Origin of the sequence: Parendozoicomonas callyspongiae, from assembly GCF_023502345.1 — a bacterium.
Taxonomy (GTDB): domain Bacteria; phylum Pseudomonadota; class Gammaproteobacteria; order Pseudomonadales; family Endozoicomonadaceae; genus Sansalvadorimonas; species Sansalvadorimonas callyspongiae.
Map to the genome: position 1 here is coordinate 235,801 of NZ_JAMFLX010000003.1, position 26,262 is coordinate 262,062.

The following is a 26,262-nucleotide window of genomic DNA, read 5'->3' on the forward strand; positions in this document are numbered from 1 at the left end:
TTTCTGCTCTCACTCAGATGATTTTTTTGATCAAAACATGAGCCTTGAAGCGCTTGATTTTTCCAAGCAGGCGCTGAACCTCATCCGGGTAATCCCCCATTTTGTCCAGCTCGCGGTAATTGTTGATTCGGGATGCACCGCTTAAGATCAACTCCTGTTCCTGCACAAATTCAGTCTGAAGCTTCTGCTGCATGTCCTGAACAAGCACGCCATTTTCCAGATCAAGCCCCCAGGCTCTCGGGTTCAGGTTGCTGCCTGTGACCAGTGCCCGGTTGCCATCAGCATAAATACCTTTCAGGTGATAGCTGTTATCACCACTTTTCCACAACATCAGGTTCAACCGGCCATCCTCAATATCCTTCTGATGGCGTCGGGCAAAGGAGCGGAGGTTGTACTCGTACAGGTAAGGCAGACCACCAATCTTGGAGAACTCTTCTTCTGGCGGAATATAAAAGTCATTTGCCGTTTTATCACCGACAACAATGGTTACTTTTACATGACGTTTCAGCAGCTGGTTAAGCTGTCGGGAAATTGTTCTGGGTGGATTGAAATAAGGTGTGCAGATAAACACCTCTTTTTCAGCCGAACGAAGAAGATTACAGATCATCTTGTTCAGCCGGTTTCCACGGGCTCCCATTCCACAGACTGGTGTCAGACCAATCTGGGTTCCATCATGATCCGGTGCAAAGCTGTAGGTTGAACGGCGCAGCGTGCGACCAAAATTCCGAATAACATGCTTCAATGCCTTACGGCTGGTGACCGGACCACTGTTCAGAGGCTGAACGGCCGGATGCTTGCGGAAATAACTGGTCATATACTCCGCAAAACTGTCACTCAGGACCCGGCTGTGCATTTCATGGTAGCGATCGTAACGATAGCGCTCTTCATGGTGCAGATAGACATCATTAATACTGGCACCGGAATAAAGGACAGTGTTATCAAAAACAAATCCTTTCAGGTGCAGAACACCAAAAATCTCGCGCCCTTTGACCGGAACCCCGAAGATTTTGATCGGGTGCTCGTACTCATCAGTCAGACGCTGATAAAAATCCCGGTTGGTTGCCGTTGTCTCTTCACCGATACGTCCCCGTTGAGCACGATGAAAATCAACAAAAATCTGGATATCCAGAGCAGGATTCGCTTGCTGAGCTTCAAACAGGGCCCGCAGGATTTCCTCACCTGCACCGTCGGCCTCAAGATACAGCGCAGCCATATAGATGCGCGTTGTTGCTGAACGAATCAGCTCCAGCAGGCGTTCCTTAAATTCGCGGGTTGATTTGATAATGCGATAATCAGATTCACCGACCGCAATCTGGGGTAGGCTGCTGAGTCGATCCTGATAATACGCCGGTGCAAACATACTTCTGCCTGAATAGAACTTTGCAAATCTGATCCCGACACCTCGGTTCAGAATTAGGAAAGGGCGCACTTTAACAAAAATTACGTCCCGGCGCAGATACTACTGTCAACACTTTGGATGTTCGTTTCCACGACTGCACTATTCAGTCCACAACATAAAAAACCAGCTTGCTTGAGGTGGTTTTCAGAAAACGGATTTTCTTGCGGTTAATGGCTGGTGAAACTCAACCAGCTGGTACCATTTCAAAGTCAGATTTCGCAGCTCCGCAGTCCGGGCAGATCCAGTCTTCCGGTACATCTTCCCAGGCTGTTCCCGGCTCAATGCCGTCATCAGGCCAGCCTTCTGCTTCATCATAAACCAGGCCACATACAACACATTGCCACTTTTTCGTATTCGCGTTCGTATTCATTGCTTTCCACCCCTCTGGCCACAGCCAAACCATTTATTTGTTTTCTTCAGTCTACTCTATCTACTCTATAGTCGCCTGATCGCCCGGTCGCTAATGCCGGGCTTGCCATAAGGCTGGCAGTCCGTAAACTCGGCAGTGAATAACAACAGATTACAGAATATGACCCCGGAACAGGCAGTAAAAAGCAGCATGGCCGCAGATTATCAGCCCGCCCCCCTTTGGCGAAGACTGGCCGCTATGGTTTATGACACCTTTCTGGTGATTGCTATCGTCATGGTAACCAGTGGCATCTACCATGCAGTGGTTAATAATCTTCTGCTGGGGCTAAAAGATGCGCCGGCTGGTTTTAACCCACTTCTCAGCACGGTTCTGACTTTTATCTTGTTCTTTTTCTTTGCCCATTTCTGGACCAGAGGTGGCCAGACTCTGGGCATGCAGGCCTGGAAGATCAGGGTTATCAGCAGTGAAACCGGTGGTCCCTTAACTCTGATTCAGTGTCTGTTGAGATTTATGATTGCAATACCCGCTATCGGGCTGGCAGGTCTCGGCGTGCTCTGGATTCTGGTCGACAAAGACAAGAAATCCTGGCACGACCGTTACTCCAGAAGCCAGGTAATTTTGCTCACTCCTGCCACCAAGGTCTGATACCCACTGCCCGCAGACATGCTTACTCTGAAATGTATCTAACGATCATATTCAAGGAGGGAAGCAGTATGCAGCAAGCTCAAGCAATAGGAACAACCCCAGCAGTCTCAGGATATCAGGCTCCTACGACTAAAGCAGAAATTGAAGTTGAATTTGCAGGCAGAGCCGTTCAATACCGATCAGGTATAACAGGCGTTTTAAGTCATGCTATCCGAGGCGGCGGACACGGCGCAATTCTCGGGGCTGCAACCTACGGTCTTATGTACTACCTGAATATTCTTCCCTGCGAAGCTGGTCCTAAATCATTTCTCACAGCAGTCAGCCTGGGTACCACTGTTGGATATATTATCGAAAGGAAAAGTGCTGCTGCCCTCCATGCAGATACTCAAACCCCACTTGCAATTGCAAAACGCGAAGAGAAGAAGCTTTCAGGTGTAATTCAATACCTTGAAGATGCTCAAAGTAAAATTCGCGGAGGGGAAAAGCCCATTATTTCTACTCAAAGTCTTAAAGAATGCGGTTTGTCCGAACAGGCTGAAAGAATTCAAAAATCATGCACACAGTGCTCAGAATACACTATAACTTCCACAACTCTGGCTAAGGATCTAGGTTCCTTAATTCCTGACAGGAGTGAGCGTAGTGCTTTTTTGACATCATATCAGCAAGATATAGAAAAAACTCAGGAGTCTCTGGAAATCCTGGGTAGTGATTCACAGGCGGTTGCAACAGCAAAACGTTGTATAAACAACAGATTTCTCGCCGAGAAAGCACAAAAATCAGCTGATAAAGAGTTGATGAAGTGTGATCTAACTGAAGGGATTACCAAGAAGAAAGCTGAGCTTAAGGCCCTTCGCGAAAAAATTGCAGTTCTGGAAGCATAACCCCCCAGAACCTCAATATACTTGAGAAGAGCCGGGTTACCCGGCTCTTCTCAACAAAAGCACACCCACACCAAAACAGCACAGGATTGGCAGCAGAATCGCAACAAAGGGTGAGAACCCAAAGACCAGGCTCAACGGCCCCATCAGGTTCTGAACAATCATAAAGGTGACACCGGTAATCACGCCGGAAAACAGTCTTAAACCTACAGATACTGTTCGCAGAGGCCCAAACACAAACGAGATACCGATCAGCACCAGGGCAAAAATAGCCAGAGGCTGCAGCACCTTTTTAAATAGTGCCAGAGCGTACTCAGCACTTTGCAGATCCTGATTTTCAAGATAATCGATATAGGTTGCCAAACCGCTTATCGAGAGATCATCCGGCTTCACCACCACAACTTTCAGCAAGGTTGTTGTCAGGTCAGTTTCCCAGATCTGGGTCTGGGCCGAACTCACATCAACGCGATCATCGTAATAGGTACTGGTTTCAACATTCTCCAGCAACCAGTGGCTGCCCTGGCTCAGTGCCCGTTCGGCATAAACCGTTTCTTCCAGCTTTCGATTTTCATCAAAACGGTAAATATTAATGCCATAGAGAACACCATTAGGCTCCACGGCGTTGAAGAACATGTAGTCATCGCCTTCCCGGTGCCAAAGGCCTTCATCGGTGTATTTGCCATCTGCGGAACGGGCGATTTTGCGCCCGGTCTGGGCCATCTGCTCCGTAATTGGTGAAACATATTCACTGAGAAGCAGGCCAACCAGCATCAGCACAATGGCCGGTTTCATAACAGACCAGCAGATTCGTATAAGGGAAACACCCGCTGCCCGCATCACCACCAGCTCACTGTTATTAGCCAGCGAACCAAGTCCGACCAGACAGCCGATCAGGGCAGAAACCGGAATCACTTCATAGATCCGCTTAGGCATGGTCAGAACCATGTAGCGGACAACTTCCGGCAACTGGTAATTGGCCCGCATGGCATCCAGCTGGGTCATAAACCCAAACAGGGTATCCAGGAAAACAATAATGATCAGAACAACCATCATCGCTGCCAGTACAGTTACGCCGATATGACGATCAAGCTTTCTCATCCCTGCTTCACCCCACCATCAACCGACTCGATACTGCGCGCCCCTGAAAACAGGTTCTGAATCTGGGGCCAGAAAAACATCACCAGAGCAATCACTGTGAAAACAGCATGAACTCCCCACAAACCTATTTCAGGAGGAATTTTTCCATCTTCAACGGCGCCACGGCTGGCAATCAGCAACGCCAGATAAACCAGATAGAGCAGAACGCCAGGAAGCAGCTTCATAAAGCGTCCCTGGCGGGGATTAACCCTGGCCAAAGGCAAAGCCATAAAGACAATCACGGGAATCAGGAGAGGAAGAGAAATACGCCACTGCCACTCGGCAACAAGGCGCGGCTGATCACTTCCGAAAATCTGTTCTGTGGGCAGGGCATTTTCTTTGGTGACCGGACGGACTTCTGGATCCTGCATCTGTATGCCATAGGTATCATACTGTGTCAGACGGCTTTCAGGCTGACCCGCTGCCAGATCATAGCGGTAGCCGTTTTCCAGAAGCAGGTAACGTTTACCGGATTCCGGATCAGGGTACATACGCCCACCATCCGCCAGAAGCAGAGTCACCTGCCCTTTCTCTCCTTCTTTACCCACCCGGTGTTCAGCAATAAAAACACCTTCCATACGGGACTTATTCGAGGAAAGTGATTCCGTATAAGTCACCCTGACGCCGTCGTTCATTGACTGAAAACGACCCGGTGTAAGGGTGTCGAATTCGGTCATGGCATCCTGGGTATTGAGAATGCGCTCAACATGGCTGGCCCCCCAGGGGCTGAGCACACAGCTGATAACGGCCACAACAATCATGATTACAAATGCGGGAACAAAGGTATAACCCAGAAGACGGTTACGGCTCATGCCGCAGGCTTCCAGCACCACCATCTCGCTGTCCACATACATACGGCCATAGGCCAGCAGAATGGACAGAAACAGGCCAAGTGGGAGAATAATTTCCAGAAAACCCGGCAGGCGGTAACCCATAATGGCAAACAGAAACTCTGCTTTCAGTTCACCTGTTGCAGCCTGCTGCAGATATTTTATAAAACGGCCACTGACAATAATCAGCAACAAAACCCCACTGATCGCCAGCCAGCTCTGAACCAGCTCACGTGCGAGATACCGAAGAACGATCAAATTAAAAATCCCATCTCAACACAACGAACCCATCCCTAAGCACGCATAAAAACGCGAAAAAAGAAAGGCTAAAAATTCGTACAAACCTGTCGTAAACTCGGGGAAGTATACCGCCCGTGATGCAACATGCCGAAGACGGTGCTGGCCGAGAGTACCGATATTAACGAGAGTACCGAAGCACACCGGGTTCATTTTTTGCCCTGTCAGCGTCAGCGATACTATTCTGCAAGGATGTCCGCAGATTCAAGCAGGGCATTATCTAACAAAGCCTCTGACAACGCACAGGTTTTCGCGTATTCAAAGGAGAGATTCCATGGAAATTTCGATCAAAAGTGGTAATGCAGACAAGCAGCAGACGCAGTGTCTGGTTCTGTTAACGGGCGCTGAAGGCACCCAGAAAACCTTTTCGAGCGTCGATAAAGCCGCTGAGGGACTGTTCACATCCCTGATCGAACGAGGTGATCTAAAACAGGCGGCCGGTCAAACCCTGCTGGTTCCTGTGGTGAATGGCCTGAAAGCCGAGCGTGTTCTGCTGGTTGCCCTGGGTAAAGAAAAGCCCAAAGCGACAGATGCAGAAAGAATTTTCGCAGCCATTGCAAAAACCCTCAACAGCGCACGAATCAGTGATGCCATCGTCGCCTTTGACGATCTGGATGTTGCTGACCGTGACTCTAGCTGGAGCGTTCGTCAGCTTGCCTGCGCCATTGCCAATGGCAGCTACAGATTTGATGAACATAAAAGCAAGAGGAAGGATGACAAGCCCGAGGTATCCCTTGAGAAAGTGACCCTTCTCCAGTCCGGCCGTAAAGCACTGGATGTCCACAAACAGGCTGCAGCCGAAGGTACAGCTATTGCTGCCGGTATGGCTCTTGCCCGTGATCTTGGCAACCAGCCCGGCAATATCTGCACACCTCTGCATCTGACCGAACAGGCCAAGAAGCTGGCGCACGGTGTCCGCAAGCTGACAGTGAAGGCGCTGGACGAGAAAGAAATGGAGAAGCTGGGTATGCACTCCTTCCTTTCTGTATCCAGGGGCTCGACCCAGGAAGGTCAGCTGATCGAGATGAACTACAAGGGCGGCAAGGCCACCGACAACCCTATTGTGCTACTGGGTAAAGGTATTACCTTCGATACCGGTGGTATCAGTCTCAAGCCCGGCGCCGGCATGGATGAAATGAAGTTCGACATGTGTGGCGCTGCGTCCGTTTTCGGTGCCATGAAATCCATTGTTGAACTTCAACTGCCCATCAATGTGATTGGTCTGGTTGCTGCGGCTGAAAATATGCCTGCCGGCAATGCCAGCAAGCCTGGTGATATCGTTACCTCTATGTCTGGTCAAACCATTGAGATTCTGAACACGGATGCTGAAGGTCGACTGGTTCTTTGTGATGCCCTGACCTATGCAGAGCGTTACAAGCCTAAAGCTGTGGTCGATATTGCAACTCTAACCGGTGCCTGCATTATGGCTCTTGGCCACCATATCAGTGCCCTGATCAGTAATAACGATGAGCTGGCGGATGACCTGCTGGCTGCCGGTAATGTTTCCGGTGATAAGGCATGGCGTCTGCCAATGGACGAGCAGTACCAGAAGCAGCTGGATACCAACTTTGCTGATATGGCCAATATCGGTGGCCGCCCGGCTGGCACCATTACCGCAGGTTGCTTCCTGTCACGCTATGCCAAAGAGTTTGACTGGGCACACCTTGATATTGCAGGCACTGCCTGGAAGAGCGGTGGAGAAAAAGGCGCAACTGGCCGTCCTGTTCCCCTGCTTGTTCAATATGTTCTGAGTCAGACTAACAGTTAATCCCATATGGCCCGGCAATACAATATTGTCGGGCACTTCTCTCCGGCCAGGCTGCCTTAGATCCACTTTTTTATTAGACAATTATTCCGATCCATTCTATTTCTTCATAGCCGTGGATGAAAAATGGAAATGGTGGTGCGCATATCTCTGACACCCGCACTGATACTGAGCTCTTCAGTTCTAAAAATAATTTTATTGGCAAGTTGGTTAATCTGTACGTTCAACACTGCACATGCCGGGAAATATGACCACCTGTGCTTTACCAAGCCTCTACCTCAGAACGAAATCTGTCTCCAGTGTGGGGAGATTTCACTTAATACCTATACCCTCGATTGCCAGCACAGACATGTCTTCTGTGATGAATGTCTGCTTCCTTACCAGTCTACTGTATATGGCACAGCGATTGTTGACGACCAGATTACCCCAGCTGATGACAAATCCTTCGCGGTTTTTTGTCCAGCGTGCTCACCAAAGAAACATGGGCAACACAGCAGAGCTAATCCTATTGAGAGCATTAAAAGCCTGAAAGTTCATTGCAGTTACTGCAAAAAAACCGAACTATTCAAAAAACACCATGGTTGCGTGAAAGAAAAACCAAAGTTACGAAAAACGCAAAACACTGACTTTTTCATCAACAGCGAAACAGAAATACAAGAACTAGAACCAGAACTAGAACCAGAACTAGAACCAGAACTAGAACTAGAACCAGAACCAGATGCTTATCACCAGATACCAAGCTATTTCGACAGCTCGTATAATAACGGGAGAACTCAATGGGTAATTTATACAGACCGACAACTCTCCGAAAATTACTCACTGGAGGGTATCCTTTACAAGTACCCCGTCCGGCTCACCCTCTACTCAGACCGCTTAGGATCTCCTCGGCTAACATGGCAGTTTGTAGGGGATACAAGCGAACTTGCAGACATTCGTGTAATCGCACGCCTTTTACCACGTAGACCTACATACGCTAATAAAAGCATTCCTCTTAATAGCTTCAAACCAATAGAGCCCGTAGCTTCTCTCGAATATGATGTGCAACTTGTTGCCAAAGATACTGACTGGAGAGCTAACTATTACCAAAAAGACGGTACTTATCGTATCGATATTCAGATGTTACCTGTTACAGATAACGTAACTATTCAGAACGATTCGCCGTCATGGCAAGTTAATCCGAATCCGCTTTTACACTATACTCGTGAACCCATACATCCAATTTTCAGTGCCCCGATTCTTGTAAATTTGAGCCCTGACCCCAGGCAGCCCGATGCTTGCGACACTATAGAAATGCATATAATTCTAGGATCGGTGAGGAGGGTGGATTGCGGACAGTATGACACTGAAGTCGGTATAGCCCTGCAACATTCACAGGAGGACATTCAGAGGCTGCTTGCCCAAAAAACAATCAGGCTTTACGTCACCCTTCCGGGAGGGGATTCCAAAATGATTCATGAATGCAGCAGCAGGGGTTTTCTGCCCGCTGGATCTCAGTACTGCCTCAGCACAGCCAAGATGCCCGAAACAGTTTTGAAACTCAGTCAAAAAGGAGAACAACTTCAATTCGTCGTCAAACTTTTCCCTCACAGCATGGGATTTTGTACAAAACGAGCCTTTCGGAAGAGCTGGAAGCTATTCAAATATTATATACTCCCGGGGGAGGACTAAAAAATCAAGACTGTTACAACTTTTATAACTCTTATAAACCTTGTATAAGTAGCCGGAGAATCACTGGCAACGCATAACACAATGACCCAGCAGGTAAGCTTTTACATTCTCGCGGAAGAAACTCCGGAAACCCGTGCTCTGTTTGCCTGCCGTCTGGCGGAGAAAGCCTGGCGCAATGGTGTTCACGCACATATCCATACTGCCGGGGAAGAGGACACCAAAGCTTTGGACTCTTTACTCTGGTCATTTCGTGAAGACAGCTTTCTTCCTCACAAGGTTGTTGAGAACAATAGTGAAGTGCAGGAGCCCGTAACCCTTGGTCATTCTGAAAACCAGTTAAAGGGTCGAAAAGGACTTTTAATTAATCTTGGCGATGAAATTCCGAATACTCTTGATAGCTACAGCCGTATTGCGGAAGTGGTGGTGCAGGAAGAGAGTATTCTTAAACTGGCACGCACCCGTTTTCGCCAGTACAGGGGACGTGGCCTTGACCCTCAACACCAGAAAGTCGGAAGACCTTCATGACGCCCGAAAACGACTCGGCAGAAAAGTTACTTCAGGACCTTGAAAACCTGCACAAATTCCTTGGCAAAAACGATAACCAGGAATATTCGACTGCCACCAATGAGATTGAACTTCCCGAAGATGGACTGGAGTTTGATCTGGGTGAGGATATACCTGTTCTGGCTGACCAGGTGGTTCTGGAAGAGAAGACTCAGCCCGAGCTGACCGCCAGTATCGATGAACAGCCTCTCACCAATGATGAAATTTCTCTGATTATCGACACATTGGTTGCAGAATACCTTCCCGAGATTGAACAGAAACTGAGAAAACAGCTGCTAAGGGCGCTGACAATTTAATAATCAAATGGCATTTCCATGGTAAATAACACAGCAGATGCAATTAAAGTCATTTCCAGGGTTACCTGGGTTGGCCTGCTGGTTAATGTTATTCTGTCCGCACTTAAAATAATTGCAGGTACGCTGGGGAATAGCCGGGCCGTTGTTGCCGATGGCCTTCACAGTATTTCTGATCTTGTCAGCGACGTTGCTGTACTCGTCGGTGTTCACATCTGGTCTGCTCCGGCAGACAGTAACCACCCTTATGGTCACCAGCGGTTTGAAACTCTGGTCACTCTGTTTATCGGTTTGATGATGGTAGCGGCTGGTAGCGGTATCGGCTGGGATGCAATAACCGCCTGGCATGAAGGCACTACAAAACCGACCGGTATGATTGCCCTGGTTGCGGCTCTTTGCTCAATTGCCCTGAAAGAGATCCTGTTTCGCTGGACGCTTCACAAAGGAAAGCATGTCAACTCATCAGCCTTGATAGCCAATGCCTGGCACCACCGAAGTGATGCCTTCAGCTCCATGCCGGCAGCTCTTGCTACTTTGGGCTCCATGTTCCTTCCCGGGCAGGTCTGGATTGATATTGCCGGTGCCGGCATTATCTCTCTGCTTATTCTCTACTCCGCCGTCAATATCTGCGCTCAGGCACTGGGCTCGCTGGTTGACCGGGGAGCATCCCTGGAGATTACTGACCAGCTCTACGAAATGGCATCAGAGGTAGAAGGCGTTCGTGGAATTCACCGTCTGCGTACACGGCACCATGGTGGCCTTTTTGTCGATATGCACCTGCATGTGGATGGCCATCTAACCGTAACAGAAGGCCACGATATTGCTCTGGCGGTTGAAGCTTTGCTGATGCGGGAAGGGCCGAATATCATTGAGGTGCTGATCCATATCGACCCATGGACTGCTGATCCTCCGAGGAACTAATACAGCTGACAGGAGTCCAATTTCATTAGGAATCAACCATGGAAGGGACTCATTATGAAATCAATACAGTCAAGCAATCCACCACTCTCAGGCCTTCAACCACAAGAGAGCCACTCTGAACCAGCTGCAGGTCGCTGGCAATTAGCAACCAGCGCAAGGAGCTTTTTCAGCACTCTCCATTACCTCTTGGCGGCACCTTTGGGAACAAGGACAACCAAAACCACTGAAATCACCCTGAAAACATTTACTGGCCGGGCAAATAACGGTTATCTGGCCGGGTTTATGAGCTCCATTCTCGGACTCAGCGCCCAAATGTACGCAATGGGCTGCGAAATGACTAAGTCCTGCCTGCCCAGTCTGACCACGAGAGCCGCTACCTCCCTGACAGTCCTTACGCCCCTGTTGGCCTGTTATATGGCTGGGCGCATGGGTTTTCAAACAGGCCAGGCAGCCAATAAATTATTGGCAGACAGGAACATCTCTCAGGCACCTCAAACCCCGGCAGGCTTTCTAAAAAGAAATGCGCTACCGATTGCTTGTGCGTCTTTGGGGGCACTGTCCAGCGCAGGATTTATGCTGACAGCAGGTTATTTTGCCCTTGGAGCTGGTGCTTTCTCACAGGCAGTTTCGATTGTGACTGGAGTGAACACGATTTCTTATGCTGCTCAGGGCTTTGTTTCTGCACATTTGGAAAATCGGGCGCAAAGTCTGCAGACAAACATTGGCTGACAACTGACTCTGGCTCAGTTCCGTCACTGACGGCTCAGTACAAACAGTATATTTTCACCTATTCGTACTGAGCCTCAGGGCAGGTATACTTGTTCGTCATATTCTTCCGCTTTACCAGACTGAAAGCAGCATTATGGAAAAGACCTACAACCCGGGTGCCATTGAAGGCACCTGGTATAAAACCTGGGAAGAGAACGGCTGGTTTGCACCATCCGGCTCTGGCAAGCCATACAGCATCGCCCTGCCACCGCCAAATGTTACTGGCAGTCTGCATATGGGTCACGCCTTCCAGCAGTCCATTATGGACGCCCTGATCCGCTACAACCGTATGAAGGGTAATAACACCCTGTGGCAAGTGGGTACCGACCATGCCGGTATCGCCACCCAGATGGTTGTAGAACGCAAGGTGCAGGCAGAAGAAAATAAAACCCGTCACGACTATGGCCGCGAGGCTTTCACAGACAAAATCTGGGAATGGAAAGCTGAATCCGGCGGCAACATTACCCGTCAGATGCGTCGTCTGGGTGCCTCTGCTGACTGGGACACCGAACGCTTCACCATGGACGACGGCTTCTACAAAGCTGTTCAGGAAGTGTTTATCCGTCTGTACGAAGACGACCTGATCTATCGCGGCAAGCGCCTGGTTAACTGGGATCCCAAGCTGCACACCGCTATCTCCGATCTGGAAGTAGAGAACAAGGAAAAGCAGGGCAATATGTGGCACCTGCGCTATCCGCTGGCGGATGGCGAGAAGACCGGTGAAGGCAAAGATTACATCGTTGTTGCCACCACCCGTCCGGAAACCATGCTGGGTGATACCGGTGTGGCCGTAAACCCGGAAGATCCCCGTTACAAAGACCTGATTGGCAAGGACGTTGTTCTGCCTCTGGTTAACCGCCGTATTCCGATTGTTGGCGACGAACACGCCGATATGGAGAAAGGCACCGGCTGTGTGAAGATCACTCCGGCCCACGACTTTAACGATAACGAAGTCGGCAAGCGCTGCGGTCTGCCCATGGTCAATATCATGACCCTGAATGGCGATATCCGTGACCAGGCTGAAGCTTTCAATATCGATGGTTCTGTTAACAACGATGTTGATACCACCATCCCGGAACAGTTCCGTGGTATGGAGCGTTTCGCTGCCCGTAAAGCCATTGTTGCTGTTTTCGATGAAGCCGGTCTGCTGGAAAAGATCGACGATCACACTCTGATGGTTCCTTACGGTGACCGTTCCGGCGTGGTTATCGAGCCTCTGCTGACTGACCAGTGGTTTGTAAAAACTGCTCCTCTGGCTGAACCTGCGATCAAGGCTGTTGAGAACGGCGATATCCAGTTTGTTCCCAAGCAGTACGAGAACATGTACTTCTCCTGGATGCGTGATATCCAGGACTGGTGTATCTCCCGTCAACTGTGGTGGGGTCACCGAATTCCTGCCTGGTACGACAACGAGGGTAATGTTTACGTAGCCCGTACTGAAGCCGAAGTTCGTGAAAAGAACAGTCTGGCTGCTGATGTTGAGCTGCGTCAGGACGACGACGTACTGGACACATGGTTCTCCTCCGGTCTGTGGACCTTCGGTACCCAGGGCTGGCCTGAGAACACCGAGCGCCTGAACACCTTCCACCCGACTGATGTTCTGGTGACCGGTTTCGATATCATCTTCTTCTGGGTTGCCCGGATGATTATGATGACCATGCACTTTATGAAGAACGACTCTTCATCTGAAAATCCGGGCACCCCACAGGTTCCGTTCAAGTATGTGTATGTAACCGGCCTGATCCGTGACGAGAACGGCGACAAGATGTCCAAGTCCAAGGGTAACGTACTTGACCCTCTGGATATGATTGACGGTATCGATCTGGAATCCCTGGTGACCAAGCGTACCGGCAATATGATGCAGCCGCAGCTGGCCCAGAAGATCGAGAAGCGTACCCGCAAGGCCTTTGCCGAAGGCATTGCACCTCACGGTACCGACGCCCTGCGTTACACTCTGTACTCACTGGCTTCTACCGGTCGTGATATCAACTGGGATATGAAGCGTCTGGAAGGTTACCGCAACTTCTGTAACAAGATTTGGAACGCTGCCAACTATGTTCTGATGAACGCAGAAGATCAGGACTGCGGCCAAAACGGTGGCGAAGTTGAGCTGACTCTGGCTGACAAGTGGATTATCTCCAAGCTGCAGCGCGTTGAAGCTCAGGTTGCCAAGAATATTGAAGACTTCCGTCTCGACCACGCTTCCCAGAACCTGTACGACTTTATCTGGAACGAGTACTGCGCCTGGTATCTGGAGCTGTCCAAGCCGGTTCTGTGGGACGATGGGCAGGATAGCCCAAGTGTCGCGGGAGACAGGACGTCGGGAGTGACCGACGAAGCACTTGCAAAGCGCAAGCGCGGCACCCGTCGCACCCTGGTTCGCGTACTGGAAGCCATTATGCGTATGGCTCATCCGTTTATGCCGTTTATCACCGAGGAAATCTGGCAGCAGATCAAGCCTCTGGCTGGCGTAGAAGGCGAGACCATTATGACTTCCGCCTACCCGGTTGCCGATGAGTCCAAGATCGACGCCCAGGCGGAAGACGATATCGAATGGCTGAAAGGCTTTATCACCGGTATCCGTAACATCCGTGCGGAAATGAATATCGGCCCAAGCAAGCCTCTGGACGTTATTCTGCGCAACTCTTCCGCAGAAGACCTGCGTCGCCTGGAAGACAACAGTGCCTTCCTGATTTCCCTGGCCAAGCTGTCCAACCTGTCTGCTCTGAAAGACGGTGAAGAAGCACCTATGTCCGCTACCCAGTTAGTTGGTGATATGGAAGTGCTGGTACCTATGGCCGGTCTGATCGACAAGGACAAGGAAATGGCCCGTCTGAGCCGTGAAGTTGAAAAGCTGGCGAAGGAAGTTGCCCGCTTTGAAGGCAAACTCTCCAACGAGAAGTTTGTCGGTAAGGCACCTGCTGCGGTTATCGAGAAAGAGAAAGCCAAGTTGGAAGATGCACGTTCCGCCAAGGCTCGAATGGAAGAACAGCTGGAAGCTATCAAGGCTCTTTAATTTTTCAGCCTCCTCTTTCTTTATCAACCTCAAACGGCGCTCATAGAGCGCCGTTTTTCATTCCATCGCGGCAACTCTGCCTTTGAAAAACACTGAAACTAACTACTTTGTCAGAAACCTGTTTTTATAGGAGATATTACCTCTAAGAGCTTGTTCATGATCTGGTAATGAATGAGCAAGTTATAATTATTTAAGCAACCGCAGCTCTTTGCTCGAGCCTTTTTTCCAGAAGGGTTTCAATGGCGTTCAGGTCACCAAAGCCTCTACCAACAACTTTGGCTTCATCATCATAGCGGCGAAGTGCCAGTACATCTTCCAGGTCCGGGCGAATACTGAAATCAGATGTTTCGTCAGCACTCATAATTCCACCCTGAAACTCCAGCGATTCTTTGCTGGTTTCAGACAGGGTTTCGTAATAATCGTTTTCAACAGTGCAGAGATAGCGCTTGGCCTGGACATGGCTGGCAACCAGTTTCACTATCCGGCCAGAGAAACCGGCTGCGGCGAGATAATCTGCCCCAAGAAGATCATGGGCCCGGGCATCATAATGCCCCATAGGTTGAAGGCCATCATGTTCCAGCAGATGACCAATATCGTGCAGAAAAGCAGCTGCAATCATTTCATCATCGCAACCATCGGTGCTGGCCAGGTCGGCAGCCTGAAATGCGTGATCCAGCAGGGTCACTTGCTCACCATAGTTTTCACCGCCAAAACGGCGATAAAGCTGGATGATACGTTTCACAACATTATCTTCAGGCATGTTTGCTCTCCTGCCAGATTCCGTCCCCTATCATCCTCTGACAGGGGGGTAAAAAGGTGCAGCATTTCGACATAAAAAATAAAGGTCAAAAATGCCCGATCACCCGTCAGTTCAATCGACGGGACAGCTTTTCAATAATACGGGATACAGCAACAAACCCGAATGTCGCAGTCACCATGGTAGCCGCACCAAAACCACTGGCACAATCCATTTTCATCGAACCGCTGTTTTCAGAATCGGTATCAGGTTTCTTCTCACAGACAGATCCATCCGGCTGTGGGTACTTGGCGGCCTCTTCCGAGAACACGCACTCAACCTGGAAGCGACGTTTCGGATTCTTGGAAAAATTATATCGGTAGCGGAGGAAATCCTTTACCTTTTTTGCGAGAGGATCCTGAAAAGTTTTGGTGAGATCCGCCACACTGATCTTTAAAGGATCTGTCAATCCACCAGCGGCACCAACAGTCATCACCGGAATCTTGTTGCGCTTGCAGTGAGCAATAACGGCAGCCTTGGCACGAAAGTTATCGATGGCATCCAGAACATAGTCAAAGCGCTTATCAATATGCTCAGCGACATTCTCGGGTGTAACAAAATCCTCAATTTCATTCACGATCAGCTCGGGATTGATATCCCGCATCCGCTCAGCCATCACTTCAACTTTTGAGCGTCCTATGGTGCTGGTCAGTGCATGAATCTGACGGTTTGTGTTGGTCACACAGATGTCATCAAGATCGATCAGGGTAATCTCTCCAATCCCACTGCGAGCCAGAGCCTCGGCGCACCATGAACCAACACCACCAATCCCGATAACACAGATATGAGCCTGTTCCAGGCGGTTGGTAACCGGCTGCCCATAAAGGCGGCGGGCACCGCCAAAACGGGAGTTGTAACTGTCTGAAGACATCTTTCGACCAGTACTTCCAAAATGAGAAAAGCAAATCCCGGGATTATAACATTCAGTGGCCTCACGCTTTAGAGCCAGTTCATAATCTTTCCCTAACCGGTTGTCTAAGGAGATCTATACTGCTCTGAGCCAAATGGAGATCACCTTAATGCAGCCAGTTGCCCGAGCTTTGCTATTTCCAGCCCTGTTCTGCGCCCTTCTTGCGGGTTCCTTACCCGTTCAGGCCAATGACCCTCTGCCGGAAAGCTGGAAGGTTTACGAAGAAAAATATCCCCCAATCTCCATTGAACAGCTCACAACACTCATGGCTAACCACAACGTTACCCTGATTGACGCAAACCGTACCAGCACTTACCAAAGTGGACATATTCCCGGAGCACTGTCTCTGGTTGAGTTATCTGCTGAAAACAGCAAGCTGCACCTGCCCCGAAACCGCCAGAAACTTATCGTTGTTTACTGTGGCGGCCCTCAGTGTGCCACTTGGCACAAAGCCGCTGATTATGCCAGCGTGAAAGGCTACAAGAATATCAAGCACTTCAAGGGTGGCTTAAAGGAGTGGAAAGCTCACGGAAAAGATCTGGAAACATCCCTTTAGACAACTGCCGCACATTGAGAGGGGAGAGGGGAGAGGGGAGAAAAGCGCCCCTCCCCTTTATGAAAGAGTTAGATCTCGATACGCAGATCAGACTTTGGTTTGGAACAGCAGGACAGAACAAATCCCTGCTCAATTTCCTGGGAAGTCAGAGTCATCTGGCTGGTGCTGTCCACTTCGCCTTCGATGATCTTCACCTTACAGGCACCGCAAACCCCCTGGCGGCATGCACCGATAACAGGAGCCTGCTGGCCCAACAGTGTATCCAGAACCAGGTCGGAAGGATCAACGGTTACAGCCTTGCCACTCTTCTCCAGAGAAACCTGGTACTGCTCGCCATTCCCTTCATTAGAGCCGTCTTCAGCACCACCTTCGGAGTCAGCATCTGCAGCCACCAGATCAGCAGTAAACTTCTCAAAGTGATAGTTAGCCATATCGAAGTTGCTGGCTTCCAGCATGCTTTCTACAGCCGCCATAAAGTTGGGAGAACCGCAGGAGTAGGCATGACGCTGGTGCAGATCAGTCACAACCTTGTTCAAGCGTTCTTTGTCCAGGAAACCTTCTTTATCTTCCACAACAAACTCCAGCTTGAAGTTGCTGTGGTTCTTGGCCATGGCGTCCAGTTCAGGAACAAACAGCAGATCTTCTGCAGTTGCCCCACAATGCACGAAATGGATATTCACATCGGCATTGGTATCCAGCAGCCAGCGGCTCATGGACATCATTGGAGTAATACCACAGCTGGCACTCAGGAACAGCAGGTTTTGATCTGGCAGATCAACAATATTAAAGCCGCCATCAGGGCCCATAGCCTTGATGGTGTCACCTTCTTTCAGGTTATCCAGCAGCCAGCCGGACATCTTGCCACCTTCCACACGTTTGATGGTCAGATCCAGCGTGTAGGGGCGGGAAGGAGATGAGCTGATGGTGTAGGAACGGTAAGTCTGTTCACCATCAATCTCAGTCTGCAGAGTCACAAACTGTCCGGGCTTATAGGTAAAACGGCGGGCTGGAACAGTCTGGAAGACAAAGCTGCTGACATCATGTGTTTCTTTGATGACACGCTGACAAACCAGCTCAACGGTTCCATGTTCCCATGCCTGCGCGTCAGTCAGTTGCCGGAAGTTTTCAGAAATCTGCATGAAAAATCTCTATCTGCAAAAGCCCGCTCAGAGCGGGCTTTTCTCGGGGTCAATATCAGGCGGCGTTCAGGATTGCATTCAGATCCTGCTCGACAGTAGAAGTCAGCTTCAGGTCAAACTTGTCAACCAGCACACCCAGCAGATTGTCAGTCAGGAAGGCCGGAGCAGTCGGGCCAACGTGAATGTTCTTGATACCAAGAGACAGCAGGGTCAGCAGGATGACAATCGCCTTCTGCTCGAACCAGGACAGGATCAGGGAGAGTGGCAGGTCGTTGACACCACACTCAAAGGTCTCTGCCAGAGCGAGGGCCAATTGAATAGCGGAGTAAGCGTCGTTGCACTGACCAACGTCAAGCAGACGAGGGATACCGTTGATATCACCAAACTCCAGCTTGTTGAACTTGAACTTGCCGCAGGCCAGGGTCAGGATCAGGCTGTCCTGAGGTACGGATTCTGCGAACTCCTTGTAGTAGGAACGCTCGGCCTTGTCGCCGTCACAGCCGCCGATCAGGAAGAAGTGCTTGATATCGCCGTTCTTCACACCTTCAACAACCGCAGGAGCTGCGCTCATTAGAGCGTTGCGGGCAAAACCGGTCAGGATGTTGTGAGGAATCTCGTCGTATTCAAAACCAGGCATTTCCAGGGCTTTTTCGATAACGGCAGAGAAGTCTTCACCTTCAATGTGGTTAACACCAGGCCAGCCTACGATGTTGCGGGTGTAGATGCGGTCTGCGTAGTTACCAACGTTAGGATCGATGATGCAGTTGGAAGTCATCACGATTGGGCCAGGGAACTCAGCAAATTCGTGCTGCTGGTTCTGCCATGCACTGCCGTAGTTACCAACCAGGTGCTTGTACTTCTTCAGCTCTGGATAGCCGTGAGCAGGCAGCATTTCACCGTTGGTGTAAACGTTGATGCCCTTGCCTTCAGTCTGCTTCAGGATCTCTTCCAGGTCGATCAGGTCGTGACCGGAAACTACGATGCACTTGCCCTTAACAGGCTTAACATTAACCTGGGTCGGTTCTGGGTGGCCAAAGGCTTCGGTTTCGCCCTTGTCCAGCATTTCCATAACCTTGTAGTTCATCTGACCGATAGCCATGGCGCATTCCAGCAGGGCACCGACTTCAGCAGAATCAGTCGCCAGCCAGGACATATGCTTGTGGAACTCAGCGTAGATTTCTTGGCTCTGCTGGTGCAGCACACGGGCGTGTTCCATGTAAGCAGCAGCACCTTTCAGGCCGTACAGACACAGCAGACGCAGGCCAACAATATCTTCACCAACTTCTGCCAGACCACGGTTAGGCAGAGTGGCAGGTGCCTGCAGCAGCAGACCAGCCATATCTTCGGCCAGTTCAAACCTGGCAGCAGCAGTTGCGTCGGAAAGGTCAGCACCTTTCTCGGAGCAGGCATTCTTCAGGAAGTCACGGGCAGCGTTGGCTTCGCGGATGAAAGCAACAATGCGATCGGAGTCGAAGTTAACGTTGGTCAGAGTCGCGAAGAAGGCGCGAGGCACAAATGCATCAATGTCTGCATTGACAATACCGAACTCACGGGCACGCAGTGCATACCAGGATACGCCCTGAAGGGTGTAGATCAAAACGTCTTGCAGATCGGAAGTTTCAGAAGTCTTACCGCACATACCCTGGGCGAAGGAGCAGCCATTGCCGGCTGGGGTACGGATTGTCTGTTCACACTGTACGCAGAACATTGTGTTGGCCTCACGACTTAAAGATTCATTTTATGTGCATCTATTGTTGCCACATTCTCCCTAATTCCAAATACGTAAAAACCCTCTCTCACACCTAATATGCCCAAAAGGTTAAGATTCATTTGATTTGAATCAATTAGATTAGAGCTATGCAGTTAACCCGTTACACCGATTACGCTTTGCGTACCCTGATCAGAGCAGCTCTCCTGCCCGAAGGTGAGCGGTTGTCTGTTGCTGAGATTACCCAAACCTACGACACCTCTCGTAGCCAGATAATGAAAGTTGTCCAGCATCTCGGACAGCTGGGCTACCTGCGCAATATTCGTGGCAAAGGTGGTGGTATAGAGCTGGGCATGGAGCCAGCAAGCATCAATATTGGCCAGGTCGTGCGGGATATGGAAAATAACCTGCAGATGATTGACTGCAATTCCCCCTACTGTCGTTTGCAGCCAGCCTGCCAGTTAAAAAAAGTACTGTCTGAAGCGATGTGTGCTTTTATGAAGGTGCTGGATAGTTATTACCTGAGTGATTTAGTAGAAGACAAAAGCAGGTTAATAGAACTACTAACCGTTTCTGAAGAAGAGATTCTGCCGACAGCGTCCTGAATTAGGTAGAAGCCCCCATTGGAAGCATGGCTGTAGTACTGGCTAAATAATCCCTCACTGTAAATATTTGCAACTGAAGATATGCGGCAGCAGCCATGCAACTGACTCGCCATACCGATTATGCACTGAGAACCCTGATTCAGGCGGCTTTAAAGCCTGAAGGAGAGCGTCTCTCTGTTGCTGAAATTACTGAAACCTATGATCTGTCCCGCAGCCACGTGATGAAAATCGTGCAAAAGCTGGGGCATGAAGGTTTTCTGCGTAATATTCGTGGCAAAGGTGGTGGTATTGAGCTGGGAATGCATCCTGATGAAATTAATATTGGTGCTGTTGTTCGGGCTATGGAAGCCAATCTTCAGGTGATTGACTGCAGTCTGCCCTACTGTCGTCTGCTGCCAGAATGCCGTCTGACAAGCATTTTTGGGGAAGCGATGAAAGCTTTCCTGAACGTTATTGATCAGTACACTTTGAGCGACCTTTTGAATAACCGTGATGATCTGGTTCGCCTGCTTCTTGATTAAGCAAACCTCTCAGAAAAACATCGCCCAATAGCCTTTATTATGCCGCCATATAGCGGCATTATCCGCAAAAAATATAAAACATAATTAATGGATAACACCAAGAATCAGAACAAGGCCCTTATGCTGGGCCTTATCACGGTGATGCTGTGGTCAACAGTTGCCACGGCATTCAAGCTCTCTCTTTCCCTGTTGACTCCGATACAGCTTGTTTCACTGGCTGCAGTGGTATCAACTGTCGCTTTAACTGCTGGTTCCTGGCTGAATGAAAAACTGCAACAGGTACCCAGGATAATCCGGCAGAAACCTCTGTTGTATTTCACCCTTGGGGCCTTAAATCCGGCTGCTTACTATCTTGCCCTTTTCGCAGGTTACGACCTGCTGCCAGCCCAGGTGGCTTCACCGGTGAATTACAGCTGGGTGTGGAAAGCAGCAACCAAAACTGCCCAGGTGACCAGCCTGATGTTTCTGTCACCGGTTTTATCTCTGGCATTGATCAATACGATTCTTGCGGAAACGATCCACTTTTCAGTGATTCCTGGCGTCAGCTTGATACTTGGCGGGATGGCCGTTCAACAATGGTGTAGCTAAGCAGGAGAAATAGTCTCCTGCGTATCCATTCAGGTGAATTCTCAAGCCAGTATTTTCTTTGTTTCTTCCTTATACAGCTTTTCTGTCGCCTTTTCTCTTTGCTCCATAAGAGAATAATATTCCTGAAGTTCTTCATCTGAAGGAATGTTATCGGGATCTGACATTGTTGGGTCAATGTTAAGCGCATCGATTTTTTCAGAAAACTCGCCATTGATTTTCTGGAGGGCATCCTCAAATTCTGGAGTAGCTTCCAGATACTCTCTCCATGGTTTCCACTCAGCTAAAAAGCTGCATCTGTCGTCCTCGGTCCTATTGCTGAGAATACTCTGAATTTCTGCTTCCGCCTTATCCAAATCTTCTTGACTGGTAAAAGCAAAGTTCACATAGCGCATTTGCTGATCACTATCGATAGGCAAATCAAACTTTCTGGCAAAATAGATTTCAAAAAAGAGAACCGTTTCAACATCATCCCGAGTTCTTTTAGTAAGGGTTCCAAATCGTTTGAGAGCCTGATCATCAACCAGGTTTTTTCGGTAATAAGCTTCTCCCAACTCAATCAAAGCTTTCATACCATCTCTTTTCGCTTTTACCGTCTTTAAGGCGAACTCTGCTTCTGAAAGTCCTCTTGAAGCCCTATCGGCACAGGATGCTGTTGCATCTTCTATCGCGTCATAGCAGGCTTCATAAATCTCTTTATCATTATTCATTGCCTCCAGTAAATTGCATACTCGTGCCGCCAAGTGTTCAAACCTATCCCGACTGAGATAGTCTTTTGCAGAGGTCATTTTCTGTAGAAAGAGCCTTATTGTTGCATTATTTTTAAAATGTTCCATTAACTCCTCAGGTACAGGACGGCCATCAATTTTAAACCAGTGTTCCAGCAAATCAATGTTACTCCACGATCTGATTTCGGTCTCTTCATTACGCCCGGTATATGAAAGAATAATTCTTGGCCCATCCGTTATTTTTTCTTGCCGCGCCCCCCAGAGTTGAACTCTTTTACTCATAGAGCCGACCTGCCTGTTTAATGTAATGGGATTGATAGGGTTGAAATCAAGCATGACTACACATAGGTGCTTTCTTTTCTTCGACAGTGTTTGGGGAAGACTATCAATATTGTTATGATCCAGATTAAGAACACTCAGTTGAGGCGGTATTTCAGGGATATTTTTAATCTTGTTGTTCTGCAATGATAAGTTAGTTAGATTGGGGCATAGATTTACAATGGCTGGTACTTCCGAGAGCCAGCAACTATCGAGAGTGAGATGCCTGAGGCTCTTAAAATTTTCTTTAGGCATTCCCCACGTATTAATCCCAATCACTCCACTTAAATTAAGTTCTTGAAGAACGGGCATTTCCTTAATGCAAGAAGGCATTCGAGTAAATAGACATTTCGACAAATCCAGTTTGGTAATAAATGGTATCTCAGCCAAAACATCTGGTAGATCTGTCAAACGCAGATCAGCAAATGATAGTTCACTGCTTCTCGTACTCGAGGCCTCAATAATTCTGTCTACCGCCTTCCTTCGAAAATCCTGAAGGCTTTCATCAGGTGCCATCTTGACCCACTGATCAAGCTTCTGTTTTTGCTCTTCAGTCAGCTTATAAGCCTTCGGGATTTCCAGCCCGTCAACTGAGGAAACCGCTCTGTTTCCCAGGGACACCGGTGCTGCCCCTTCTGTATCACCTCCAGGGCGAAGACCTGTTGTGGGCTTTGTTCTCGTCAGAACCAGCACAATATAGTTCCTGAAAGCTCCGACTTTATCGGCAACAGGCTGGTAAATATTGGTATTCAAGCCACCCAGCACCTTGGCTAAAGCTGTTTTAAGATCAAATCCCATAACTCATTCCTTCCCCGGCAAAATATCCTTATAGCTACCTGAGAGAATAGCCAAGATAATTCTGTAAAAATTCTCTCCCCCTTTCACCTCCTTAACAGGTGTCTACATATCATGCTCACTTATGAATCAGGCTCTATTCAGGATGCTATGGCTGCGGAAGCTCTTATCCCGGAATTTGATAGCAAGAAGTCTCAAGTAGATTTCGCCAACAAGCTGGAGGGCAAAAACCATCTGATTCTTATCGCCAGGGATAATGGCCAGCCTGTCGGCTTCAAGATTGGCTACCAGCTCTCAGATCATCAGTTCTATAGCTGGCTGGGAGGTGTGGCTCCAGATTACCGGGGACAGGGTGTGGCCAGAAAACTAAGAGAACTCCAGAAATCATGGGCCTTTGACAACGGCTACACCTCTATTCAGGTGAAATCCAAAAACCGTTTTCCGGCCATGCTGCAGATGCTGATATCCAGTGGTTATAAGATATGTGGGTATGAGGATCTGGGCTCAATTGACGATAACAAGATCCACTTCATCAAAGGTTTAAACAACAACTAAAATAACATTTGGCATTGGCTTTGATAAAAGGAAGCAAAGGAACAGCTTCTCTGCCGATGACCTTAATAATCAGAATTACGATATGGCAGGGATGCAATGATCAACCGCTTGTCAGGCCGCCTCATCCTTGGGCTGGGACTTTTCCTGGCGGCTCTTCCTATTAGCGCTTCAGAGCAGTCGAAAAAGACCTCTTCTGCATCCAGATTTCTGTTTGAAATTCACGGTTCCAACACCATTGGTGCCCAGCTTGGGCCCAAGCTGGTGAAAGCCTTCCTGATGAATAAAGGGTGCAGCAGTGTCGAAACCCTTACTGACCCGGAAATGCATGCAACCATCATATCCTGTGAGAACAGTGACGGGCATGTTGCTATCAAAATTGCCGCCAAGGGCTCAGGAACGGGGTTTAAAGCCATGAAGATTGGGGAAGCTCATATTGTTGCGTCCTCCCGAAAAGCCAAACCCAAAGAGGCCTCTATGCTGGCCCAGTTGGGAGATCTTTATTCATTAAAAGCCGAAAATGTTGTTGCTCTTGATGCTATTACCATCCTTGTAAACCAGGAGAATCCTGTTACAAGTCTCTCCATTGATGAGATTTCCCGTATTTTTAAGGGGTTGTATGGAAACTGGTCCCGGGTCAGCTCTATAAAACGCCCTATTCGCCTTTTGGCCAGGGATAAAAAATCCGGCACAAGGGATACCTTTAACAGCCTTGTTCTGGGAAAAAACGGCTCTATTTACAACAGGCACACCTCATTTACATCCAACCGTGAGCTCTCTGAAGCCGTAGCTGCTGATCCTAAAGCGATTGGTTTCTCCGGATTTAGTGAAATCGGAGAATCAAAGGCTGTCGCAATATCGGTTCAGGAGGGAAAAAGTGTTGTTCCCGCGAGAATGAGCATTGCGACGGAAGACTACCCTCTGACCCGCAAGCTCTACCTCTACATGCCAGAAGGCATCAAGAATAAGGATGCCAGAGACTTTATCGACTTCATCTCAACCGGACAGGCTCAGAAAATGGTCGACAATATTGGGTTTATTCCACTGACAGTTGAGCGGGTACAGCAAACGAAAAAGCCGCTTTCCAGTCGCTACGCACGAGCTATCCGCAGTTATGAACGCCTTAACGTCAATATTCGTTTTAACAAGAGAGCACCAACAATAGATAACTTTGGCAAACAGAGCATTAAGCGACTTGCCGACTATATGAAAAACAATAATGGTTCACTGCTTCTGGTTGGCTTTTACGGATTGTCTGAGGGGCAAAAAGCCAGGCAGTTCTCTGCTGAGAAGGCCGGAAGAGTCAGCAAGGCTCTCGTTAAGGCTGGAGTCAGCAGGAACCGTATTCTGATAAAAGGCATGGGCGATACCCAACTTTTATCAACAGGAAAAAGCGCTACGGATAATATGCGAAATATTCGGGTTGAGGTCTGGTTCAAACCATGGTTCTCAGAAGAATAAACCGAGACAGGGATAAAAATGAAGAAATTGATTACAGCACTTCTCATAACTCTGGCCTGTAACCATATATTGGCTGACAGTCGTGACTGTGAGGGCGTGCAGATTGCTGATATGAACTGGGAGTCAGCAACATTTGTAGCCCATGTTGACCAGTTTATTCTCGAGCATGGTTATGATTGTACAGCTGAGCTGGTTCCAGCAAATACCCAGGCAACCGGCGCGGCCATTTTGCAAACAGGTAAGCCTGAGATTATCCCAGAGTTCTGGTGGCATGCCATGAAGCAGGAAGTGGAAGCAGCTGTTGCCAGCCAGAAGATTATTCGGATCGGCAGCCCCCTTTCGGAAGGCGGTATCGAAGGTTTCTGGATTCCTGAATATATGTACCAGAAAGCACCTGAGCTAAATACCATCAACGGTGTTATCAAAAATATCAATCTGTTCTCTTTAAATAAAAATGACGGAAGCAAGATTCCATTTTATGGCTGCCCCAAAGGCTGGAACTGTCATATCTCTTCTAAAAACCTGTTTGAAATACTTGACCTGGATAAAGCCGGTTTTGAATATAGAACTGCCGCCTCAGGGCCCGATTTAGCCATTTCTCTGCAAGAGGCCTATGAGAAAAAGCAGCCATGGTTTGGATACTACTGGTCACCTACTCCTCTGATGGGAAAGCACAAGATGACTCTTGTTGATTTTGGGTCTGGAATCAACAAGGAGTTATTTGAGAGCTGTATGACCAAACCTGACTGTAAAGCTCCAAAGCCCACAATGTATCCGGCCCCTCTTGTTCAAACAGTGGTAACAACAGATTTTGCCCGGAATCACCCCGGGTATGTAAAATACCTCTCACATCGCGGTTGGACAGACGCTCAGATGAATGAATTGCTGGCTTGGATGGAAGCCAATCAGGCCGATGGTGATGCAGCGATGGAACACTTTCTGAAAAACTATCAGTCAGTGTGGGTGAAGTGGGTGGATGGTAACGCGGTGAGATCCATTCGCAAGGCTTTGCGCGATCTTTGACTGTGCGTATAAAT

General features: G+C 48.8%; 25 protein-coding genes. 16 read left to right on the forward strand and 9 right to left on the reverse strand.

Annotated features, from left to right (window positions below; all coding sequences use genetic code 11):
- Positions 1-13: 13 nt before the first annotated feature.
- Positions 14-1,360, reverse strand: a complete 1,347-nt coding sequence (gene pssA, locus M3P05_RS03710) for a CDP-diacylglycerol--serine O-phosphatidyltransferase (RefSeq protein WP_249697875.1) — start codon at positions 1,358-1,360, stop codon at positions 14-16.
- 223 nt (positions 1,361-1,583) lie between these two features.
- Positions 1,584-1,769, reverse strand: a complete 186-nt coding sequence (locus M3P05_RS03715) for a rubredoxin (protein WP_249697876.1) — start codon at positions 1,767-1,769, stop codon at positions 1,584-1,586.
- 159 nt (positions 1,770-1,928) lie between these two features.
- On the opposite strand from M3P05_RS03715, the gene M3P05_RS03720 reads away from it, so the two are divergent.
- Positions 1,929-2,414 carry an RDD family protein gene (locus M3P05_RS03720; protein WP_249697877.1) on the forward strand — a complete coding sequence of 162 codons (486 nt, stop codon included), beginning with the start codon at positions 1,929-1,931 and terminating at the stop codon, positions 2,412-2,414.
- 68 nt (positions 2,415-2,482) lie between these two features.
- Positions 2,483-3,295, forward strand: a complete 813-nt coding sequence (locus tag M3P05_RS03725) for a hypothetical protein (RefSeq protein WP_249697878.1) — start codon at positions 2,483-2,485, stop codon at positions 3,293-3,295.
- A gap of 36 nt (positions 3,296-3,331) precedes the next feature.
- Here the strand turns inward: M3P05_RS03725 and lptG are convergent, their stop codons facing one another.
- On the reverse strand, positions 3,332-4,390 hold the full coding sequence (lptG, locus tag M3P05_RS03730; RefSeq protein WP_249697879.1) for an LPS export ABC transporter permease LptG: 1,059 nt from the start codon (positions 4,388-4,390) through the stop codon (positions 3,332-3,334).
- Positions 4,387-5,517, reverse strand: a complete 1,131-nt coding sequence (lptF, locus tag M3P05_RS03735; protein ID WP_249697880.1) for an LPS export ABC transporter permease LptF — start codon at positions 5,515-5,517, stop codon at positions 4,387-4,389. The genes lptG and lptF overlap by 4 nt, the downstream gene beginning before the upstream one ends.
- A 313-nt stretch (positions 5,518-5,830) precedes the next feature.
- Between lptF and M3P05_RS03740 the strand changes: the two genes are divergently transcribed.
- The 7 genes from M3P05_RS03740 (at position 5,831) to M3P05_RS03770 (ending at position 14,551) form a co-directional block, all read left to right on the forward strand.
- Entirely contained in the window at positions 5,831-7,324 is a 1,494-nt protein-coding gene (locus tag M3P05_RS03740; RefSeq protein WP_249697881.1) for a leucyl aminopeptidase, read from the forward strand.
- Positions 7,325-7,447: 123 nt separating this feature from the next.
- Positions 7,448-8,989, forward strand: a complete 1,542-nt coding sequence (locus M3P05_RS03745; RefSeq protein WP_249697882.1) for a hypothetical protein — start codon at positions 7,448-7,450, stop codon at positions 8,987-8,989.
- 81 nt (positions 8,990-9,070) lie between these two features.
- Entirely contained in the window at positions 9,071-9,514 is a 444-nt protein-coding gene (locus M3P05_RS03750; RefSeq protein WP_249697883.1) for a DNA polymerase III subunit chi, read from the forward strand.
- The gene (locus M3P05_RS03755; protein ID WP_249697884.1) at positions 9,511-9,849 is read left to right on the forward strand and encodes a hypothetical protein; all 339 of its coding nucleotides are present in this window, start codon (positions 9,511-9,513) and stop codon (positions 9,847-9,849) included. Before M3P05_RS03750 ends, M3P05_RS03755 begins: the two co-directional genes overlap by 4 nt.
- Before the next feature lie 18 nt (positions 9,850-9,867).
- On the forward strand, positions 9,868-10,767 hold the full coding sequence (locus M3P05_RS03760; RefSeq protein ID WP_249697885.1) for a cation diffusion facilitator family transporter: 900 nt from the start codon (positions 9,868-9,870) through the stop codon (positions 10,765-10,767).
- A gap of 54 nt (positions 10,768-10,821) precedes the next feature.
- On the forward strand, positions 10,822-11,496 hold the full coding sequence (locus tag M3P05_RS03765) for a hypothetical protein (protein WP_249697886.1): 675 nt from the start codon (positions 10,822-10,824) through the stop codon (positions 11,494-11,496).
- Between the two features lie 133 nt (positions 11,497-11,629).
- Complete coding sequence (locus M3P05_RS03770; RefSeq protein ID WP_249697887.1) at positions 11,630-14,551, forward strand: valine--tRNA ligase; 2,922 nt, start codon at positions 11,630-11,632, stop codon at positions 14,549-14,551.
- A 190-nt stretch (positions 14,552-14,741) separates the two neighbouring features.
- On the opposite strand, the gene M3P05_RS03775 is transcribed toward M3P05_RS03770, so the two are convergent.
- Together M3P05_RS03775 and tcdA are read right to left on the reverse strand one after the other, a co-directional pair.
- Positions 14,742-15,311 (reverse strand): HDIG domain-containing metalloprotein, encoded by a 570-nt coding sequence (locus M3P05_RS03775; RefSeq protein ID WP_249697888.1) that lies wholly within the window; start codon positions 15,309-15,311, stop codon positions 14,742-14,744.
- Between the two features lie 106 nt (positions 15,312-15,417).
- A complete protein-coding gene (gene tcdA, locus M3P05_RS03780) occupies positions 15,418-16,218 on the reverse strand; it encodes a tRNA cyclic N6-threonylcarbamoyladenosine(37) synthase TcdA (protein ID WP_249697889.1) in 801 nt (266 codons plus the stop codon).
- Between the two features lie 148 nt (positions 16,219-16,366).
- On the opposite strand from tcdA, the gene M3P05_RS03785 reads away from it, so the two are divergent.
- On the forward strand, positions 16,367-16,813 hold the full coding sequence (locus tag M3P05_RS03785; RefSeq protein ID WP_249697890.1) for a rhodanese-like domain-containing protein: 447 nt from the start codon (positions 16,367-16,369) through the stop codon (positions 16,811-16,813).
- Positions 16,814-16,881: 68 nt separating this feature from the next.
- Here the strand turns inward: M3P05_RS03785 and M3P05_RS03790 are convergent, their stop codons facing one another.
- Entirely contained in the window at positions 16,882-17,952 is a 1,071-nt protein-coding gene (locus M3P05_RS03790) for a hybrid-cluster NAD(P)-dependent oxidoreductase (protein WP_249697891.1), read from the reverse strand.
- Positions 17,953-18,007: 55 nt separating this feature from the next.
- Positions 18,008-19,660 carry a hydroxylamine reductase gene (hcp, locus tag M3P05_RS03795; protein WP_249697892.1) on the reverse strand — a complete coding sequence of 551 codons (1,653 nt, stop codon included), beginning with the start codon at positions 19,658-19,660 and terminating at the stop codon, positions 18,008-18,010.
- A gap of 149 nt (positions 19,661-19,809) precedes the next feature.
- Here hcp and M3P05_RS03800 point away from each other — a divergent pair, with 149 nt between their 5' ends.
- From M3P05_RS03800 to M3P05_RS03810, 3 genes are all read left to right on the forward strand, one after another.
- Positions 19,810-20,265 (forward strand): Rrf2 family transcriptional regulator, encoded by a 456-nt coding sequence (locus M3P05_RS03800; RefSeq protein WP_249697893.1) that lies wholly within the window; start codon positions 19,810-19,812, stop codon positions 20,263-20,265.
- 95 nt (positions 20,266-20,360) lie between these two features.
- Positions 20,361-20,786 carry an Rrf2 family transcriptional regulator gene (locus M3P05_RS03805; RefSeq protein ID WP_249697894.1) on the forward strand — a complete coding sequence of 142 codons (426 nt, stop codon included), beginning with the start codon at positions 20,361-20,363 and terminating at the stop codon, positions 20,784-20,786.
- Positions 20,787-20,873: 87 nt separating this feature from the next.
- Positions 20,874-21,374: a DMT family transporter gene (locus M3P05_RS03810; RefSeq protein ID WP_249697896.1), complete on the forward strand. Its 501-nt coding sequence runs from the start codon at positions 20,874-20,876 to the stop codon at positions 21,372-21,374.
- A 41-nt stretch (positions 21,375-21,415) separates the two neighbouring features.
- On the opposite strand, the gene M3P05_RS03815 is transcribed toward M3P05_RS03810, so the two are convergent.
- Complete coding sequence (locus M3P05_RS03815; protein ID WP_249697898.1) at positions 21,416-23,215, reverse strand: NEL-type E3 ubiquitin ligase domain-containing protein; 1,800 nt, start codon at positions 23,213-23,215, stop codon at positions 21,416-21,418.
- A gap of 111 nt (positions 23,216-23,326) precedes the next feature.
- Here M3P05_RS03815 and M3P05_RS03820 point away from each other — a divergent pair, with 111 nt between their 5' ends.
- The 3 genes from M3P05_RS03820 to M3P05_RS03830 all read left to right on the forward strand — a co-directional run bounded on the left by M3P05_RS03820 (position 23,327) and on the right by M3P05_RS03830 (position 26,248).
- Positions 23,327-23,767, forward strand: coding sequence for a GNAT family N-acetyltransferase (locus M3P05_RS03820; protein WP_249697900.1), 441 nt, complete (start codon positions 23,327-23,329; stop codon positions 23,765-23,767).
- Between the two features lie 96 nt (positions 23,768-23,863).
- Complete coding sequence (locus tag M3P05_RS03825; RefSeq protein ID WP_249697902.1) at positions 23,864-25,225, forward strand: substrate-binding domain-containing protein; 1,362 nt, start codon at positions 23,864-23,866, stop codon at positions 25,223-25,225.
- Between the two features lie 18 nt (positions 25,226-25,243).
- Positions 25,244-26,248, forward strand: a complete 1,005-nt coding sequence (locus M3P05_RS03830; RefSeq protein ID WP_249697904.1) for a glycine betaine ABC transporter substrate-binding protein — start codon at positions 25,244-25,246, stop codon at positions 26,246-26,248.
- The last annotated feature ends 14 nt before the right edge of the window (positions 26,249-26,262 follow it).